Source organism: Vibrio sp. YIC-376, from assembly GCF_052353105.1.
GTDB lineage: Bacteria > Pseudomonadota > Gammaproteobacteria > Enterobacterales > Vibrionaceae > Vibrio.
The window spans coordinates 143,988-159,908 of the sequence record NZ_JBBWFK010000001.1 but is presented as its reverse complement, the minus strand read 5'-3'; the positions used below and the strand labels follow the sequence as shown (position 1 = coordinate 159,908).

Below are 15,921 nucleotides of genomic sequence, written 5' to 3'. Positions count from 1 at the left end.
TACTCTATTGCGAATAAATATCATTTCAATATAATGATAATCATTCCTATTTACATTTGAGTTAACTATGAACGAGACGCGATTTTTGTCTTCTGCTCAGCACCTGTTTCGGACAACTCAGTTCCGGTTAGCTTATAAACGGCTGCTGATTCCTGTCTTCATGCTAGCATTACTTGCCAATGACCATACTCGTGCACTTGCCATTACCACGTTGTCCAATGCTTTTTGGGCTGTCTCGTGTTATGTCTGTGCGACGTTGGCTATTTATCATTACCTTTCTCAATTCATGTCGGAGCCCAATCGCTTTACGGAACTCTACCGCGATTCTCAAAACCATCAGGTATTTTTTTCATCTCTGCTTGGTGCCCTGCCTGGTTGTGGCGGAGCTATTGTTGTCACCACTCAGTTTATTAGTGGACAAGTCCGCTTTGGTGCCATTGTAGCCGTGCTGACATCAACAATGGGTGATGCTGCGTTTTTGCTGCTCGCGGCTAAACCTATGGTTGGAATTGGCGTAATTACGACAGGGATCATCGTCGGAACCATTTCAGGGCTAGTCGTAAATGCTATTCACAAAGAAGATTTTTTACGTCCTGTGCAAAAGAAAGAGTCAACATTAGACCTGCAGCGCCAACGCGAACATTACAGCGCAAGAGAACAGCAAGCGATTAATTTACAAGGTATATTTTGGAAATGGCTGATAGTACCGACAAGTATTGTCGCGCTAACGATGTCGTTCCAAATAGACATGAATAAACTGCTTGGATTAAAGACGAATACGATAGAGTGGATAGGCGCGATTTTTTCCGTTATCACCATGTTCCTTTGGGCAATAACCAAAGAACTAGGCAGTTACCAAGCGACGGTATCTGAAGATGAAAAACTCATCGATTCTCACCCAATCCAAAAAGCAGCACAAGATACCAATTTCATCAGCGCGTGGGTCATTATGGCGTTTATTGCTTTTGAATTTACGACCTATTTATCTGGATTAGATGTGGCAGGTTCACTTTCAAATTGGGGAGTGTGGATGCCACTAGCGGGTTTAGCCGTGGGGATGCTCCCTGGTTGTGGGCCTCAAATTCTGGTGACAAGTTTGTACCTTTCCGGAGCTGCGCCTTTTTCCGCACAAATCTCCAACGCAATATCCAACGATGGTGATGCGCTATTCCCTGCTATAGCAATGGCTCCAAAAGCAGCATTAGTTGCCACCATATACTCTTCTGTCCCCGCGTTTGTCGTCGGTTATGGTTATTACTTTTTATTTGAGATTTAACCGATTCAAAAATGAAAAGTGCCTTAAATCAGGCTCTTTTACATATTACGTGCGGAGTGAACTCCATCACACTAGACTGTGACGATCGCTTTAGCATTCAAACCTTTATCTAAGCTCACTAATAGTATCTGACAAGCTTCCCGGTTTATCTTTTCTCCGGTCCAGAAATCATACCAATCTGTTGGCTTATCCGCAGTCAGCGTAAACTCCGTTGCATCCAGATTTGAATAGTTAAACAGGCAATGGAGATCATTCTTGTTAGTAAGCTTCAAGAATGCATGATTTAAACTTATAGACGAAAAGGTCGACGATTCCTGACTGCGACGCTGGCGCAACATGAGCTTAGCCAACGTTTTGCTCGCAAATGGCGTAATCTCCGGTAAAGGATCACCTGACAGTAATAAGCCCCCACAAGCCAGAAGCACCGTTCGGTGAAATTCGTAATCCTCTCGTGAAGCGGTTTGATTGGGTAACGAAGTAAACGTGGCGCAATCTGGGTCAATTTGCCAGAGCTTTCGATGCTGCCAGCTACGGAAAAATGTTTCTTTCGCGATCTGTTCGAAACGGTGACTGTTACGCTCTACATCATCAGAAACACGCATCGCGTCCACTAACCCCAGAGAAGGCCACATTGGCGCATTACAACCCAACAACCAAGCATCTCCAGCCCCTCTGGAAATTGCTTCCATTCCCATTCGGTACGCTTCTACTCCCGTCACCCCGGACTGACTACGCTTGCCTTTGAGGGTGCCCCAGTAGTTTGCATCCAGCTTAAACAGTTCGATACCCCATTCTTCACGCATGACTGAGACCACATGGGTAAGATGCTCTTGCACTTCTGGGAGTGAAGTATCGAGAATGTACCACGGTGTGCATCGCCATCCTCCGTAGGTGACATCTTCAGCTTTCAACAACGAGCCATCACGGTGACGAACAAACCACTCTGGGTGTAGTCTGAAAACATCTGACTCTGGTTGAGCAATAAAAGGGGCCATCCAAATAGCCGGTTTTTTACCCTTAGCACGAATGTTTTGAATCAGCTCTTTTACACCGCCACAGAACTTATCTGACGGAATCAGCCAGTCCCCCATGAAAGCCTGATAGCCATCATCGAGTAGTACCCACTCCAGATCCGCTAATTTACCTTGCATGCGATCGACGTTTTCAAGAATATTGCGTTCCGTCACATCAGCATAGTAAGCGTACCAAGAGCACCATCCGATGGGTGTACTTTGAGTGACTCCGTTACGCACAGGATGATTTTCAGCAATCAACTTGCTGTATTGTTTGTATAGGGCTGACAGTGACTTTCCGCTTAACACCGTAACAGATTCCAAATTGTTATCTGCCCAGTCAGTAACTTGCGTGTCTTCGCCATCAATAGCGGCAGACAAAATCCAATGCTCATCTCGCTGGTGCACATCAAAATAACCCGCGAATCGACGGCAGCTTGTAAATCCGAATAAGGTATATCCGTCAGAGTCTTCCACAACTAAGTAGTTGTAATAACGCTTAGTTGCATTTTGTGGGTAGATTCGATAACTCAGACTGTTATCGGGGCAGCGACCGATATCAACTGGTTGGCTGATGGTTCCCGAAGTTTGTGCCAACATCTGGAAACCATCACCAATTACATTTGCACCGTGCTCATATAAGAAAGGCATGTCAAAAAGCACTTCGCGATCAGTAAAAGTTTTTCGGTGGATACCAGCAAACGAGAAGTGTGCTTGATTGCCGATTACCTCGACTTGCAGGTCGTTATCAACGACTGTGATTTCGGTACGGTTAGCGAACTGATAGGTTTGAGTCATATTATATCTACTTCGTTATTATTATCTTTGAGGACCCCAATGCTAGTGCATTGAACCGTTTGGGCGCAGCACCATTATCCTTCGGTTAACCATATGAAATCGTTAGTTTCCTCACGAATATGACCTAGTGAAACATATTTATTTAGATAACGCTCACCCGCAATTCAGCTAAAAAAATACCAGCCGAGGGCTGGTATTGCGTTTCATGCTTATTAAGCTACTTCGATTGGACCACCGAATGACGTCACCGGTGGCACTTTGCCTGTGAACTTCTCGAAATTGACGATACACGTATTCGCTGATGTCGCCTGTGCAAGCTCAGAAGAACCGATATCTTGCGTTAGCGTGTTCGGATCACCGTAAGTACAGATAGCACCTTCTTTCTCATTAAGCGGGCCATACCAGGCACCTTCTTCGATACGAATTACGCCTCGTGGGTAGCTGTCAGTCAGAACCGCACCTGCCAGAAGCTGACCACGGCCATTAAATACCCGAACCAAATCACCATCTTTAATGCCTTTCGCTTTTGCATCAACCGGGTTGATGTAAACAGGTTCACGACCTTGTACCGCGTAAGTTGCACGGAACTCTTCTGACTCACACATCTGAGAGTGCAGACGCTTATCCGGGTGACAAGATTGCAACCAGAATGGATATTTATCTGAACCAGGACCACCGTGTGAACGTTCTGATTTTTCAAACCACATTGGGTGCTCTTGGCAGTGTTCATAACCGTAACGGCCGATCTTACGAGAGGTAATCTCAATGAATCCAGATGGAGTACCCAGTGGATTTAGCTCAGGATCTTTACGGAAATCCGCGTGACGAACCCATGGTTTACCTTCACCAAAATCCAGTACACTCTTCTCCCAGAACTCGTAGAATTCTGGCATATCGAACTTTCCGTCATTGGCTTTCTTACAATCGTTGTACAGGCTTTCGATCCATTCCATCTCACTCATACCACGAGTGTACTCTTCACGACGACCAAAGCGCTGAGTCAGTTCACTCATGATCTGGAAGTCAGGTTTAGATTGGAAGAGCGGATCCACCAGACGGTGCATTGCAATCAAACCACGGCTTGAGTAAGAGCCATATACGTCTATATCGTTACGCTCCCACTGAGTACAAGCTGGTAGTACGATATCTGAGAAACGACAGGTTGCTGTCCAGGCAAATTCAATGGTCACAACCGTTTGTAGCTTCTTGAACGCCTTCTTCATGCGGTTGCGATCTTGGTGATGGTGCCATGGGTTACAACCCGAGATAACCATCATTTTGAAATCTGGCAGTTTCACTTTGCCGCCGTTGTAGTTGATCTCTTTACCCGGTTCCAGCAAAGCGTCAATCCAACGAGCTACAGGAATAGTGCGACTGTAGCCATTGAAGTCGTTGTTATCCCACTTCGGTTTCATACCTTGATCAAGGTTACGCGGGAAGCCGCCTGGGCCTGCGAAACCCGTTGAAGGAACACCAATACTTGAGTAGTGGTGACCGTAAGAGATACCACCACCAGCCAGACCAATCTGCCCCACCATCGCGGCAACCACCGCTGCCGCCCAATATGGCTGCTCACCGTGCTCCTGACGCTGAATACACCAGCCCATCAGGATCTGCGTTCGGCCATTGACCAGCATACGTGCGAATTCACGAATCTTATCTGCTTTCACACCACAGATTGATGCTGCCCACTCAGGACTCTTCTCGATATTGTCTTTCGTCTTGCCTTGAACGTATTGGATGAAATCCTCAAAACCAAGACAGTAAGTATCTATGAATTTCTTGTCGTATAACGCTTCGTTGTACAGCACATGCGCGACAGCAAGCATGAACGCCACGTCTGTCATCGGGTTGATGTACAGATGATCATTCTCCAGGTAGCGCTGAGTCTTGTTCTTGACAGGGTCAACAGAAAGAACGTTGATCTCACCTTTCGCCACTTTCTCTTTTAGCTGTGCAAGATACTTGTAAGATTCATGCGTTTCACAGTTCCAACCGACCTGCAGGTTTTTCACAGGGTCGTTTGCCCACAGGATGATGTTGTCTGAGTTTTCTAGAATTTCAGACCAAGACGTACCTTGTGCGTAAACTTCTGTTGAACCAAGTACGTAAGGCATGATGGTTTGGCCCGCACCCGTTGAGTAGTCACCTACTTTCGTGATGAAGTTGCCGTGCATGCCTACAGCGCGTTGCATGTGCGCTGTACAGTTGTTAAACGCACCGGTTTGGTTCCAGCCAGTTTGTCCTGCGTGTAGCGCCCACGGACCGTACTCTTTCTGTACACGCTCTAATTCACGATAGAACAGATCCAGCGCTTCATCCCAGGTCACACGGATAAAACGGTTGTTACCTCGCGTATCTGCACTGTATTTGTGTTTCTTCAGCCAATCCAGACGAACCATCGGGTAACGAACACGTGAAGGGCTGTAAATGATACCCTTGATGCCGTTCAGCATTTCGGTTGGGTTCTTGTCCAGCTCTAATGGCTTGATCTCCTGAACCTTGCCCGCGTAAATGTGAGCACGGAAAGCGCCCCAGTGAGAACCCGTTACTTTCCAGGTACCTGTAGATTCCGCTGCTTTTGCAGAAGCTGACGCCAATAAGCTTGGACCGATCACTGACGCGGCACTGGTGGTTGCCACACCTTTAAGAAAACTTCTTCGTGTAATAGCCATTTAAATTACTCCAATCCGACGCTTATTAGTGATGACCTTCAGCATAATCTGAAGAATGCTTCTGTAGATATTTCAAGATAAGCGCTTCGCTGTCCGTATCTAGGTTGACGAACGCAAGCATGCCGTCGAACATACCTGGCCAGGTGTTCGCGTCGAAGTGCGCTTCAGCAGGTTGTGTGTGACACACAGAACAGTTGGTTTTGTAGGCTTCACGAGATTTTTCCCATACAGGATTGATGTCGTTCAGCATAGATTCTTTCTTGATCCACACTTTCGCGGCGACTTCTTCCCATGGAAGACCGGTCAATTCATCCACACGCTGCTCACCAGTCACCACAATATTGCTGTCTGTTGATGCTTCTTTTAGCAGTGACGCTGTTGCGATGTTCTTACCGAAGTCTTCTTGAATAACTCGGCCAAAGCCTTTTGCTTTACGCCAGCCATCGATTTCGATTTCGATGTATTCACCTTTCTCTTCAAGAACTTTAACTGTCGATGCAGGATTTAGAAGACCTGCTTCTCTCGCACCTAGCTCATCGAAGTAAATCGGCAGATGACGAACACTCACGAGCTGTTGACCCACTGCGTAGTCAGTGCCAGAAGTCATTTGTTCCAGATCACCCACAATGCCGCCGATACTATCCATGCCTGCTGGCAGGTTGTGCGCAATACCTTTGTGGCAGTCCACACAGCTTTGATCTTTTTCCGCGGCTTGCTTCATTTGAATACGAGCCGTAGGAGACATCTGTTCGAAGTCCATTGAGTCGTAGTTATGGCAGTTCTTACACTCAAGAGATTTGTTGGCAGAGAAACGATCCCATTCGTGCTTTGCCAGCTCAATACGACGTTCTTCAAAAACACCTTCTTCGTCGTAGTTACCAAATACTTGTGCAAACACTTCTTTAGAAGCCTGCATCTTTCGAGCGATTTTATCTGTCCAGTTATGTGGCACATGACAGTCAGGACACGTAGCACGAACACCTGAGTGGTTTTTCCAGTGAACCGTGTCTTGAAGTTCAACATATACGTTGTCGCGCATGGTGTGACAGCTGATGCAGAACTCTTCTGTGTTTGTTGCTTCTAACGCTGTGTTGAAGCCACCCCAGAAGATAACGCCAGCAATAAAGCCACCCATAGTCAGCACGCCAAGGCTGATATGCACGGCAGGGCGTGTCATTGTACGCCACAGTTTAATGATCAATGATTTCATTATTTGCTCTCTTAAAATCTTTTCAAAAGTGTGGTTCTGAGCTCAAAGGCTTAAAGACCATGCGCACCAGGTGGTCCAAAAAAGAAAACCTGCAACATCCAAACAATGAATCCATAGCCGCCTACAAAAGCCACACTTAGAATTGGAAAGAGAACAACTGCAATGAAGAAGAATGACTTCCACTCCAGAGAGCGCTTTTCACCACACTCAATTTTATTAACATCACTCATACATTTGCCTACTTTGTATTTAGTGTTATTTAAGAACTAGGGGAACCAAGATTAATTTTTTTACAATCTCTAATAGAAAATGTTAAGCGATACCATCAGTATGGTTCAATCAAATAACACCCTTCAACCCTTGTTATTCAACACTTTTTTGAGCTCATCCAGAGATGTGTGGGATTGATATTATTTATTAAAAAACATGAACAGATATGAAAAAATAAGTCCTTTAAATTAATGTTAAATAGTTAACAAAATATAAATAAACATAACATTCATGCGTTATTTAAATCGGAGTAATTTTGCTTTCATATCGTTAGAAAACAAATTTATGTAAACAAATTGATAAGAAATGATTTATAAAAGAACTAAGGAATTATATTTAAAGTAGCCCCAAAGAAGACGCCATATACATAAAGAAACGAGTGAATTAGCACCCTGCAATAATGACTTGGTTTACAGGCGCAGACACGATATCAACTCTGTATCTTAAAGTTACTTGGGGATAAATCGGGTTAGGAGGACACAAAAGGAGCAATGATGAATGGAGTGGTCGATATAAGCTGGATAAAACTAGCGGTGTTTAGTTTGGTTTTATTAATCCCTTTCGCGATAAATGCTCGCTACAGATTGGAGCTTGCGCAAGATACCGTGATCAGTGTTGTTCGCATGACCTTACAACTTGTACTCATCGGCGTTTACCTTGAGTATTTATTCCACCTCAATAGCTTACTGATCAACATATTGTGGCTAGCTGTTATGCTTGTTGTCGGGGCAAGCACTATTGCAGGTAAAGCTCGCTTACCCAGAAGACCGCTAATGCTGCCTCTCTTAACTGGCCTCGTCTGTGGTCTATTCCCGCTTCTGACTGCGATGACCATTGGACTAGTTCGTCCAACACCTCTTTACAGTGCCCAATACATGATTCCTCTTGCAGGCATGCTGCTGGGTAACAGCTTGAGCAGTAATATTATCGCACTACAAAATCTCTTTACTGCGTTTGAAGAACGAAAGACGGAATACGAAGCAGCTATATCTCTCGGTGCGTCTCCTAAATATGCATCATTTCCGTTTGTACAGGAGGCGCTAAGAAAGTCCATGGCGCCAACATTAGCATCGATGACTACAACTGGGTTAGTGACACTCCCGGGTATGATGACGGGTCAAATTCTTGGTGGTGCAAGCCCTATGGTAGCGATAAAGTACCAATTAGTGATCATGCTGGCGATTTTCGTCATGCTGAGCGTCTCAGTCGCTATCACATTAGAAATGACACTAAGCTGTGTACAAACCAAGGAAGGACGAATCAGAGTAAAAATCAAACAAAAAAATAGTCCAAAATAAGCTCAGAGCACTCGCATATAAGCGCTTAATTTTATAATATTTTCAGTATCCCAATAGATACACACGATCTTTGAGACAGGTTATCCACAGAAAATGTGGATAAGCAGGGAAAACACATACGCAATCATAAACATAAGAGCTTGTCTGGAAAAACTTTTTTCAACACACAACGGTCACATTTTGATCACCTCGTTGACATACTCTAGTTTTACATTGCAGGGAGTAACCTAAAGGAGCAACTAACATGGATGTATTAATGGTCTCTGAAAAGTACGATGAATTACTGTCTGACACGCCGTTAGAGTGGCTTGTTCAAGTGCCAAATGAAATGACTTCCCATTGGATCCCAATCGAGTTCGGAATAAACGAAGAGTTGGTTTGACAGATAAAAGAAAGGCGAGCTATTTAAGCTCGCCTTTTACTATTCTGAATCTGAGATGTGTATCGATTATCTCAGGTGCTTGTCTTCATCGCGCAAGTAAATCATCCAATACCACATACCAACGAATACGCCACCGCCAATGATGTTTCCTAACGTTACAGGGATGAGGTTATTGATGATGAAGCCCATCATGTTCAAGTCGGCATAGTTTGCGATATCTGCTCCAGTCATCTGCCAGAACGCTTCAGGAGCAAAGTATTTAATGCCAATTGCCATTGGGACTTGGAACATGTTCGCGATACAGTGCTCAAAGCCTGCTGATACAAACATGGCAACGGGTAGAATCATAACTGCGATCTTATCTGTTAACGTACGTCCGCTGAATGTCATCCAAACCGCAATACAAACTAAGACGTTACACATAATGCCCAGAGCGACAGCCTGAAAGAAACCGTGGTGTAATTTATGCTGGGAGATCGCCATCGCATTGAGGCCTACCTGCCCACCATCAAACATATATTGCTTACTCACCAACATCAAAGCCACCAGCATGATCGCTCCGGCCATATTACCGAAGTAAACAACAAACCAGTTTTTAACTAAGGCTTTCCAAGTAATCTTGCCACTAGCTCTCGCAACCAGCGTCAATACTGAACTGGTGAAAAGTTCTCCACCCGTGACCACAACAAGAATAAGACCGAGACTAAACGCAAGACCACCGATTAAGCGAGTGATACCCCAGGGTAAATCCCCTGCCCCCGTTGTGACTGTGGTATAGAAAATGAAGGCAATACCAATATGAAGCCCTGCGGAAATAGCCAACAGGAAAGATTTCACAGGCGCTTTAGTCGCTTTGCCTACACCAACTTCGGCAGCGCGTTCAGCAGCTTGCGGCGGCAATAAAGAGTCAAACTGATTGAAATTCATGGCGGCGTAACATTTAGAAACAGTTAAAGAGGCGGCGATAATCGCGCGATTTTCCTACTTTTTCAAGGGGTATTTATGATGTTAACGAAAAATATTGTTAGTGCGATGGCTATCTCTTTAGATTGGCCATAAAAATGACGATTTTTTGCTGTCATTGATATGTGACAAGAATAATTTCTTTCGGCCAAAAATACCGCGCCATATCAGTCTGATAGCAATACAGTTAACACTTCTTATGGTTTTGTGTTGCTCAACTTCTGTTTTAAGACTAGCTTGGATAAAAAAGCGCAAAGGAATTATTTATGAAATATTCAGCTGAACACGTAGCCGAACTGAACCTACTCCTTCAATTCGATTTAAGCAGTGCAGCAACTGGCATTAAAGTTCACAAAGATGCGTCCGAAGAAGCTCAGGCAGCGGTTGCACGTCTTTATGAAAAGAAACTCTGCACACAGCCTGATGGTGGCTACTTAACCGATGAAGGTATCGAAGTTGCTGAGCATGCAGATAAAATATTACGAGTTCTTATCGCGAGCTAATTACTAGCTCTCAAAATGCCACCATCAAAGGTGGCATTTTCATATCTAGCCAATAGGTTTTTACCCAAGCAACTTCAAGATGAAAGATTTGGATCCACTAGACCTTCAAATCGTTGCCGCGTCTGTAAACCAAGTCATTTTCGCTGAACCTAGCATCTCGAGGTTGTTTGGGTATACACTTATCCTATCAACTGTTCTAAACAATCTGAGATTAGGCATTACTAATCAATCAGTTCACTGACCCATACATCTGATACACTGGCACGCCCAAAAGGTGGCATTCCCGACCCTTTCGTTGAAAAGCCAGTATGACGCCAATACTCTTGTTTGAGCGACCATAATTAAGTTAGGAAAACACAAAATGGCAAACACATTGATCGTCGGTGCAGGTTGGCTAGGTACTCCACTTGCACAATCCTTAGTCAACGAGGGACATAATGTTGTTGTAACTCGCCGAAGCCAAGAAAGATTGGATGAATTACCGTCCGAATTAACCAATGCTGAGCTGCTCGATCTTAATCAAGCGAACGCAGAGATAAAACTACCAGAGTTAATCTTGCGCCATAAAATACAACGTATTGTTGGTGCATTTCCTCCAGGTTTCCGTAAAGGGGCTGGAGACGAGTACGCCAAACAGTGGGCAACGCTGGTTAACGTGGCAAAGCAACACAATATAGAAAAGTTAGTGATGATCAGCTCTACCACGGTCTACCCAAACCTTCCATCTGACATGAGAGAAGAGTCTGCCTCTCTCGCGCTAGCGCAAAGCCATCCTAATTTTTCTGATAATGCTCAAATCATGCTTGAAGCAGAGCAATCCGTCATCGATTCTGGGATAAGTTATGCCATATTGCGTTGCAGTGGATTAATAGGCCCAGACCGACACCCAGCTCGCTTTGCAATGCGACTTAAGCAAGTCAGTCGTAAGGCTCCGGCGAATATGCTGCATCAGGCTGACGCTATAGCCGCAGCGAAATTTGCACTCGACAACCTGGATAACCAAATCGTCAATGTGACAACGCCCAATACTGTCAGCAAAGCTGAGTTTTATCAGGCTGCGATAATAAAAAGTGGTGCTGACATCTCTTTGCCGCCAGTTACCGAAGATTCAGATAAACGTATTTTGGCCGACAAACTAATTTCGCTAGGTTATCAATTCCGATTCAATTCGACTCTGGATACACTATGAAGATATACCAACACATTGAAACACTGTGGGATTACATGCAGCTCAAGCATGAACTTAAGCCAGCAGACTGTTTATTAGTCATGTGCAGCAATGACGTTCGCGTTGCAGAACACGCCGCAGCGCTTTATCACCAACAACTTGCGCCGTTTGTTGTGTTTTCTGGTGGTCAGGGCAGGTTCACCGATGGTTTGTTCGAAAAGAGTGAAGCGGAAACATTTGCTGAGATAGCACGTACAGCTGGCGTCCCAAGCGATGCGATATTGTTGGAAACGAATTCGACAAATAGTGGAGAAAACGTCCGTTTTACTGAGCAGTTGCTCAAAGATAAAAATATACAATGCCACTCATTTATATTGGTACAAAAGCCATTTATGGAACGTCGAGCCATCGCTACATTCGAAAAACAATGGCAATCTCCCTATTCACAACTGCAAGTGAGCTCTACCGCTCACCCCTTCTTCGAGTACATTAACGAAGACATGCATCTGATGATGGTATTAGAAGCGCTTTTGGAAGATTTTTCACGCGTCAAATCTTACCCAGAGAAAGGTTTTCAAACCGAACAAGTCATTCCAGAAAACGTCGAGTCCTCTTATCAGACGTTGCTCGAACGATTCGGTTTTGACCTCGTATAATCTCTTACATACGAATAATAAAAGGCCACCGAAGTCGGTGGCTTTTTGCTATCTATTTAGTCGATTAAACTGTTTATTCAATTAAGGAAGCTACTTTCCTAACGCTTCTTTGTAATGCTGACGGCAAACAGAGACGTAACGATCGTTACCACCAATCGCAACTTGGTCACCCTCTTTAATCGCAACACCATGCTCGTCGGTACGAATCACCATGTTTGCCTTACGACCACAGTGACAGATTGTCTTCAGTTCAACCAGCTTGTCAGCCCATGACAGTAAATACTTGCTGCCTTCAAAAAGTTCACCAAGAAAATCAGTACGAAGGCCATAGCAAAGTACAGGGATATGTAACTTATCAACCACTTCAGTTAATTGATACACCTGCTCTTTCGACAAGAACTGACATTCATCAACAAGAATACAGTGAAGTTTCTCTACTTCATTTAGTACCGCAATCTCTTGATATAAGTTGGTATCTTGGCGAAACAAATGCGCATCAGACTGCAAACCAATTCGTGAACTTACTTTGCCCACACCATAGCGGTCATCAAGAGCTGCTGTGAAGATCACGGGATTCATACCGCGTTCTTGGTAGTTAAATGAAGATTGAAGAAGTGTCGTCGACTTACCCGCATTCATTGCGGAGTAATAGAAATACATCTGAGCCACAGAGCATTACCTGAAGTTAAAATTATTAATTTATGGAAATGGAAATGAAAAATAAAAGGGCTGAATTATCAGCCCTTTTTAAATGAAAATTCAATTACTTACGGCGCCAAATCGTACCTTCTGGACCATCTTCTAACACGATGCCCATTTCAGTCAACTTGTCACGTGCCATGTCTGCATTGGCCCAATCTTTGGCTGCACGAGAGTCGTTACGCAGTTTGATCAGCGCTTCGATTTCTGCCACTTCATCATCATTACCTGCATCGCCTTTTAAGAAAGCTTCAGGATCTTGGTAAAGAATACCAATAACGTCTGCTAGCTCGCGCATTAATGCACCAAGCTCACTCGCCTTCTCTAGGCTTTCTGTTTTAAGGCGGTTTACTTCACGCGCCATATCAAACAGTACTGAGTATGCTTCAGGTGTGTTGAAATCGTCGTTCATCGCACTTGTGAAGCGAGAAACGTAATCTTCGCCACCAGCAGGAGCCGCTTTCAAATCAAGACCACGTAGAGACGTGTACAGACGCTCTAGTGATGCGCGTGCTTGGTTTAGGTTTTCTTCGCTGTAGTTAAGTTGGCTACGGTAGTGGCCTGACATCAGGAAGTAGCGTACCGTCTCCGCGTCGTAGTAACCTAATACGTCACGAATAGTGAAGAAGTTACCCAGTGACTTAGACATTTTCTCTTTGTCTACCATCACCATTCCGCTGTGCATCCAAGTATTCACATACTTAGTATCGTGTGCACAGCAAGACTGAGCGATCTCATTCTCGTGGTGAGGGAACTGAAGATCAGAACCGCCGCCATGGATATCAAAGTGATTACCAAGAATTGAAGAGTTCATCGCAGAACATTCGATATGCCAACCTGGACGGCCTGGGCCCCATGGTGATTCCCAAGTAGGCTCACCTGGCTTAGACATTTTCCAAAGAACAAAGTCCAGCGGACTACGTTTTGCTGTTTCGATATCTACGCGAGCACCAGCCTGTAGCTGATCCAAATCTTGCTTCGACAGTTTGCCATACTCGTCAAACTTACCTACTTCAAACATCACGTCGCCATTATCAGCAACGTATGCAAAACCACGCTCAATCAGCTTCTCAACCAATGCTATGATTTCTGCAATGAACTGTGTCGCGCGAGGTTCAACATCTGGGCGCTTCATGTTCAGTGCATCAAAGTCAGTGTACATTTCACCGATCAGACGCTCAGTCAATGAATCACAAGATTCACCGTTTTCTGCTGCACGCTTGATGATTTTATCGTCGATATCCGTGATGTTACGAACAAATGTCAGATCGTAACCCAAGTAACGTAGATAGCGAGACACTACGTCAAAGGAAACAAACGTACGACCGTGGCCGATGTGACAGAGATCGTATATGGTAACCCCACAGACATACATGCCGACTTTGCCAGCTGTAATTGGTTTGAATTCCTCTTTCTGTCTTGTGAGTGTGTTATATATCTTTAACATGATCTCTATCTATGATTGTGAATGAATACAAGAAGGCCGAGTATAACAACTCCGACCTTATTAGGTAATAGCAATTAACGGATAAAACGATAATCGGCTAAACTTCAAGCACAAAACGATTAATTTCTTCTTCCTGAGTTTTTAAAGCGTTGTAACTTAGGCTAGAATCTCGGGCTCAATACAACAAAGTAAAGGACAGTAGCATGATCACCCTTCACACTAATTTTGGTGACATCAAGATTCAACTAAACGAAGAGAAAGCGCCTGAAACAAGCGCAAACTTCCTACAGTACTGCCGCGACGGTTTTTACGACAACACACTTTTCCACCGTGTTATTGATGGTTTCATGATCCAAGGTGGTGGTATGGAGTCAGGTCTACGTGAAAAAGCAACACGTGCACCTATCAAAAACGAAGCAAACAACGGTCTAAGCAACAAAGTGGGCACACTTGCTATGGCACGTACTATGGAGCCGCATTCAGCTAGCTCTCAATTCTTCATCAACGTGAACAACAACACATTCCTGGATTTCCGTAGCGAAAGCCTAGACGGTTGGGGTTACTGTGTATTCGGTGAAGTTGTAGAAGGTATGGACGTAGTGAACCAAATCAAAGGTGTTAGCACTGGTTCTTACGGCATGCACCAAGACGTACCACTAGAAGACGTGGTAATCACTGGTACAACAATCGAAGAGTAATTCTTAAGAATTATTACCTAGACATAATCTAATGGGGAGGCATCGCCTCCCCTTGTTTTCTATGACGACATTATTTATATCAGATCTTCACCTCACGCCGGCTCGCCCTGACATTACAGAATGTTTCGTGACCTTTATGCGTACTGAGGCTAAGAATGCCGATGCGCTTTACGTATTAGGTGATCTTTTCGAGTTTTGGGTTGGTGACGACGACAAAACCCCTTTCGCGAACAAAATTCGGGCTGAATTTAAAAAACTCACTGACCGAGGAGTTCCCGTGTTTTTTATCCAGGGAAACCGTGATTTCCTATTGGGTGAACGTTTTTGTAAACAAACAGGAATCACACTTCTTGATGATGTGTGCACCATAGACCTGTACGGTAAAAAAGCCTTGATACTGCATGGTGACACGCTCTGTACTGACGATATCGATTATCAAAAGTTTCGCAAGACGGTTCATCAACCATGGTTACAATGGGTGTTCAACTGTATCCCTTGGTTCATAAAGAAAAAAATTGTAGCAAGAGTGCAATCGGATATTCGAGACGATAAAAATAGTAAGCCGATGGATATCATGGATGTGAACCAAGTTGAAGTAGAGCATGTGATGTCTCAATTTTGCGTCAATCTGATGATTCATGGTCACACACACCGTCCAAACATACATATTTTTGACGTGAATGGCGTTTCGAAGAAACGTATAGTTTTGGGAGATTGGTATACACAAGGCTCGGTTTTACAAGTAAATTTTGATGGAATTGATCTACAAACAAGACCTTTCAAGTGATAATTTACGCAAAACCCATTGGGTGCTTACAATATTCGGACTTAGGGCATAGATATTTTACGAAAAATCGTTATCATC

The 15,921-nt window shown here is 44.2% G+C and carries 15 protein-coding genes; 8 read left to right on the top strand and 7 right to left on the bottom strand.

What is annotated here, in order from left to right:
- Positions 1–67 precede the first annotated feature (67 nt).
- The gene (locus WJM94_RS00740) at positions 68–1,276 is read left to right on the top strand and encodes a putative manganese transporter (RefSeq protein WP_444492329.1); all 1,209 of its coding nucleotides are present in this window, start codon (positions 68–70) and stop codon (positions 1,274–1,276) included.
- A gap of 71 nt (positions 1,277–1,347) precedes the next feature.
- Here the strand turns inward: WJM94_RS00740 and WJM94_RS00735 are convergent, their stop codons facing one another.
- From WJM94_RS00735 to torE, 4 genes are all read right to left on the bottom strand, one after another.
- Positions 1,348–3,087, bottom strand: coding sequence for a glycoside hydrolase family 36 protein (locus WJM94_RS00735; RefSeq protein WP_444492328.1), 1,740 nt, complete (start codon positions 3,085–3,087; stop codon positions 1,348–1,350).
- A 212-nt stretch (positions 3,088–3,299) separates the two neighbouring features.
- A complete protein-coding gene (gene torA, locus WJM94_RS00730; RefSeq protein WP_444492327.1) occupies positions 3,300–5,762 on the bottom strand; it encodes a trimethylamine-N-oxide reductase TorA in 2,463 nt (820 codons plus the stop codon).
- Between the two features lie 25 nt (positions 5,763–5,787).
- Positions 5,788–6,972, bottom strand: a complete 1,185-nt coding sequence (torC, locus tag WJM94_RS00725; RefSeq protein ID WP_444492326.1) for a pentaheme c-type cytochrome TorC — start codon at positions 6,970–6,972, stop codon at positions 5,788–5,790.
- A 50-nt stretch (positions 6,973–7,022) separates the two neighbouring features.
- On the bottom strand, positions 7,023–7,202 hold the full coding sequence (torE, locus tag WJM94_RS00720) for a trimethylamine N-oxide reductase system protein TorE (protein ID WP_444492325.1): 180 nt from the start codon (positions 7,200–7,202) through the stop codon (positions 7,023–7,025).
- Between the two features lie 534 nt (positions 7,203–7,736).
- On the opposite strand from torE, the gene WJM94_RS00715 reads away from it, so the two are divergent.
- The gene (locus WJM94_RS00715) at positions 7,737–8,540 is read left to right on the top strand and encodes an ABC transporter permease (protein WP_444492986.1); all 804 of its coding nucleotides are present in this window, start codon (positions 7,737–7,739) and stop codon (positions 8,538–8,540) included.
- Positions 8,541–8,784: 244 nt separating this feature from the next.
- Positions 8,785–8,922, top strand: a complete 138-nt coding sequence (locus WJM94_RS00710) for a hypothetical protein (protein WP_444492324.1) — start codon at positions 8,785–8,787, stop codon at positions 8,920–8,922.
- A 66-nt stretch (positions 8,923–8,988) separates the two neighbouring features.
- Here the strand turns inward: WJM94_RS00710 and focA are convergent, their stop codons facing one another.
- Positions 8,989–9,849: a formate transporter FocA gene (gene focA, locus WJM94_RS00705; protein ID WP_444492323.1), complete on the bottom strand. Its 861-nt coding sequence runs from the start codon at positions 9,847–9,849 to the stop codon at positions 8,989–8,991.
- 302 nt (positions 9,850–10,151) lie between these two features.
- On the opposite strand from focA, the gene WJM94_RS00700 reads away from it, so the two are divergent.
- From WJM94_RS00700 to WJM94_RS00690, 3 genes are all read left to right on the top strand, one after another.
- Positions 10,152–10,388: a TIGR02647 family protein gene (locus tag WJM94_RS00700; protein WP_444492322.1), complete on the top strand. Its 237-nt coding sequence runs from the start codon at positions 10,152–10,154 to the stop codon at positions 10,386–10,388.
- 340 nt (positions 10,389–10,728) lie between these two features.
- Positions 10,729–11,577 carry an NAD(P)H-binding protein gene (locus WJM94_RS00695; protein ID WP_444492985.1) on the top strand — a complete coding sequence of 283 codons (849 nt, stop codon included), beginning with the start codon at positions 10,729–10,731 and terminating at the stop codon, positions 11,575–11,577.
- Complete coding sequence (locus WJM94_RS00690) at positions 11,574–12,212, top strand: YdcF family protein (protein ID WP_444492321.1); 639 nt, start codon at positions 11,574–11,576, stop codon at positions 12,210–12,212. The genes WJM94_RS00695 and WJM94_RS00690 overlap by 4 nt, the downstream gene beginning before the upstream one ends.
- 90 nt (positions 12,213–12,302) lie before the next feature.
- Here WJM94_RS00690 and WJM94_RS00685 read toward each other — a convergent pair whose 3' ends face one another.
- Positions 12,303–12,881, bottom strand: coding sequence for a thymidine kinase (locus WJM94_RS00685; protein ID WP_444492320.1), 579 nt, complete (start codon positions 12,879–12,881; stop codon positions 12,303–12,305).
- A gap of 94 nt (positions 12,882–12,975) precedes the next feature.
- A complete protein-coding gene (cysS, locus tag WJM94_RS00680; protein WP_444492319.1) occupies positions 12,976–14,358 on the bottom strand; it encodes a cysteine--tRNA ligase in 1,383 nt (460 codons plus the stop codon).
- A gap of 203 nt (positions 14,359–14,561) precedes the next feature.
- On the opposite strand from cysS, the gene WJM94_RS00675 reads away from it, so the two are divergent.
- Together WJM94_RS00675 and lpxH are read left to right on the top strand one after the other, a co-directional pair.
- Positions 14,562–15,056, top strand: a complete 495-nt coding sequence (locus WJM94_RS00675) for a peptidylprolyl isomerase (protein ID WP_444492318.1) — start codon at positions 14,562–14,564, stop codon at positions 15,054–15,056.
- 61 nt (positions 15,057–15,117) lie between these two features.
- Complete coding sequence (gene lpxH, locus WJM94_RS00670; protein ID WP_444492984.1) at positions 15,118–15,843, top strand: UDP-2,3-diacylglucosamine diphosphatase; 726 nt, start codon at positions 15,118–15,120, stop codon at positions 15,841–15,843.
- Positions 15,844–15,921: the final 78 nt, after the last annotated feature.

What these genes read in the sequence shown, in the direction of transcription:
- WJM94_RS00740 (WP_444492329.1), top strand. Translation starts at nt 68, where the DNA reads ATGAACGAGACGCGATTTTTGTCTTCTGCTCAGCACCTGTTTCGGACA.
- WJM94_RS00735 (WP_444492328.1), bottom strand. Translation starts at nt 3,087, where the DNA reads ATGACTCAAACCTATCAGTTCGCTAACCGTACCGAAATCACAGTCGTT.
- torA (WP_444492327.1), bottom strand. Translation starts at nt 5,762, where the DNA reads ATGGCTATTACACGAAGAAGTTTTCTTAAAGGTGTGGCAACCACCAGT.
- torC (WP_444492326.1), bottom strand. Translation starts at nt 6,972, where the DNA reads ATGAAATCATTGATCATTAAACTGTGGCGTACAATGACACGCCCTGCC.
- torE (WP_444492325.1), bottom strand. Translation starts at nt 7,202, where the DNA reads ATGAGTGATGTTAATAAAATTGAGTGTGGTGAAAAGCGCTCTCTGGAG.
- WJM94_RS00715 (WP_444492986.1), top strand. Translation starts at nt 7,737, where the DNA reads ATGAATGGAGTGGTCGATATAAGCTGGATAAAACTAGCGGTGTTTAGT.
- WJM94_RS00710 (WP_444492324.1), top strand. Translation starts at nt 8,785, where the DNA reads ATGGATGTATTAATGGTCTCTGAAAAGTACGATGAATTACTGTCTGAC.
- focA (WP_444492323.1), bottom strand. Translation starts at nt 9,849, where the DNA reads ATGAATTTCAATCAGTTTGACTCTTTATTGCCGCCGCAAGCTGCTGAA.
- WJM94_RS00700 (WP_444492322.1), top strand. Translation starts at nt 10,152, where the DNA reads ATGAAATATTCAGCTGAACACGTAGCCGAACTGAACCTACTCCTTCAA.
- WJM94_RS00690 (WP_444492321.1), top strand. Translation starts at nt 11,574, where the DNA reads ATGAAGATATACCAACACATTGAAACACTGTGGGATTACATGCAGCTC.
- cysS (WP_444492319.1), bottom strand. Translation starts at nt 14,358, where the DNA reads ATGTTAAAGATATATAACACACTCACAAGACAGAAAGAGGAATTCAAA.
- WJM94_RS00675 (WP_444492318.1), top strand. Translation starts at nt 14,562, where the DNA reads ATGATCACCCTTCACACTAATTTTGGTGACATCAAGATTCAACTAAAC.
- lpxH (WP_444492984.1), top strand. Translation starts at nt 15,118, where the DNA reads ATGACGACATTATTTATATCAGATCTTCACCTCACGCCGGCTCGCCCT.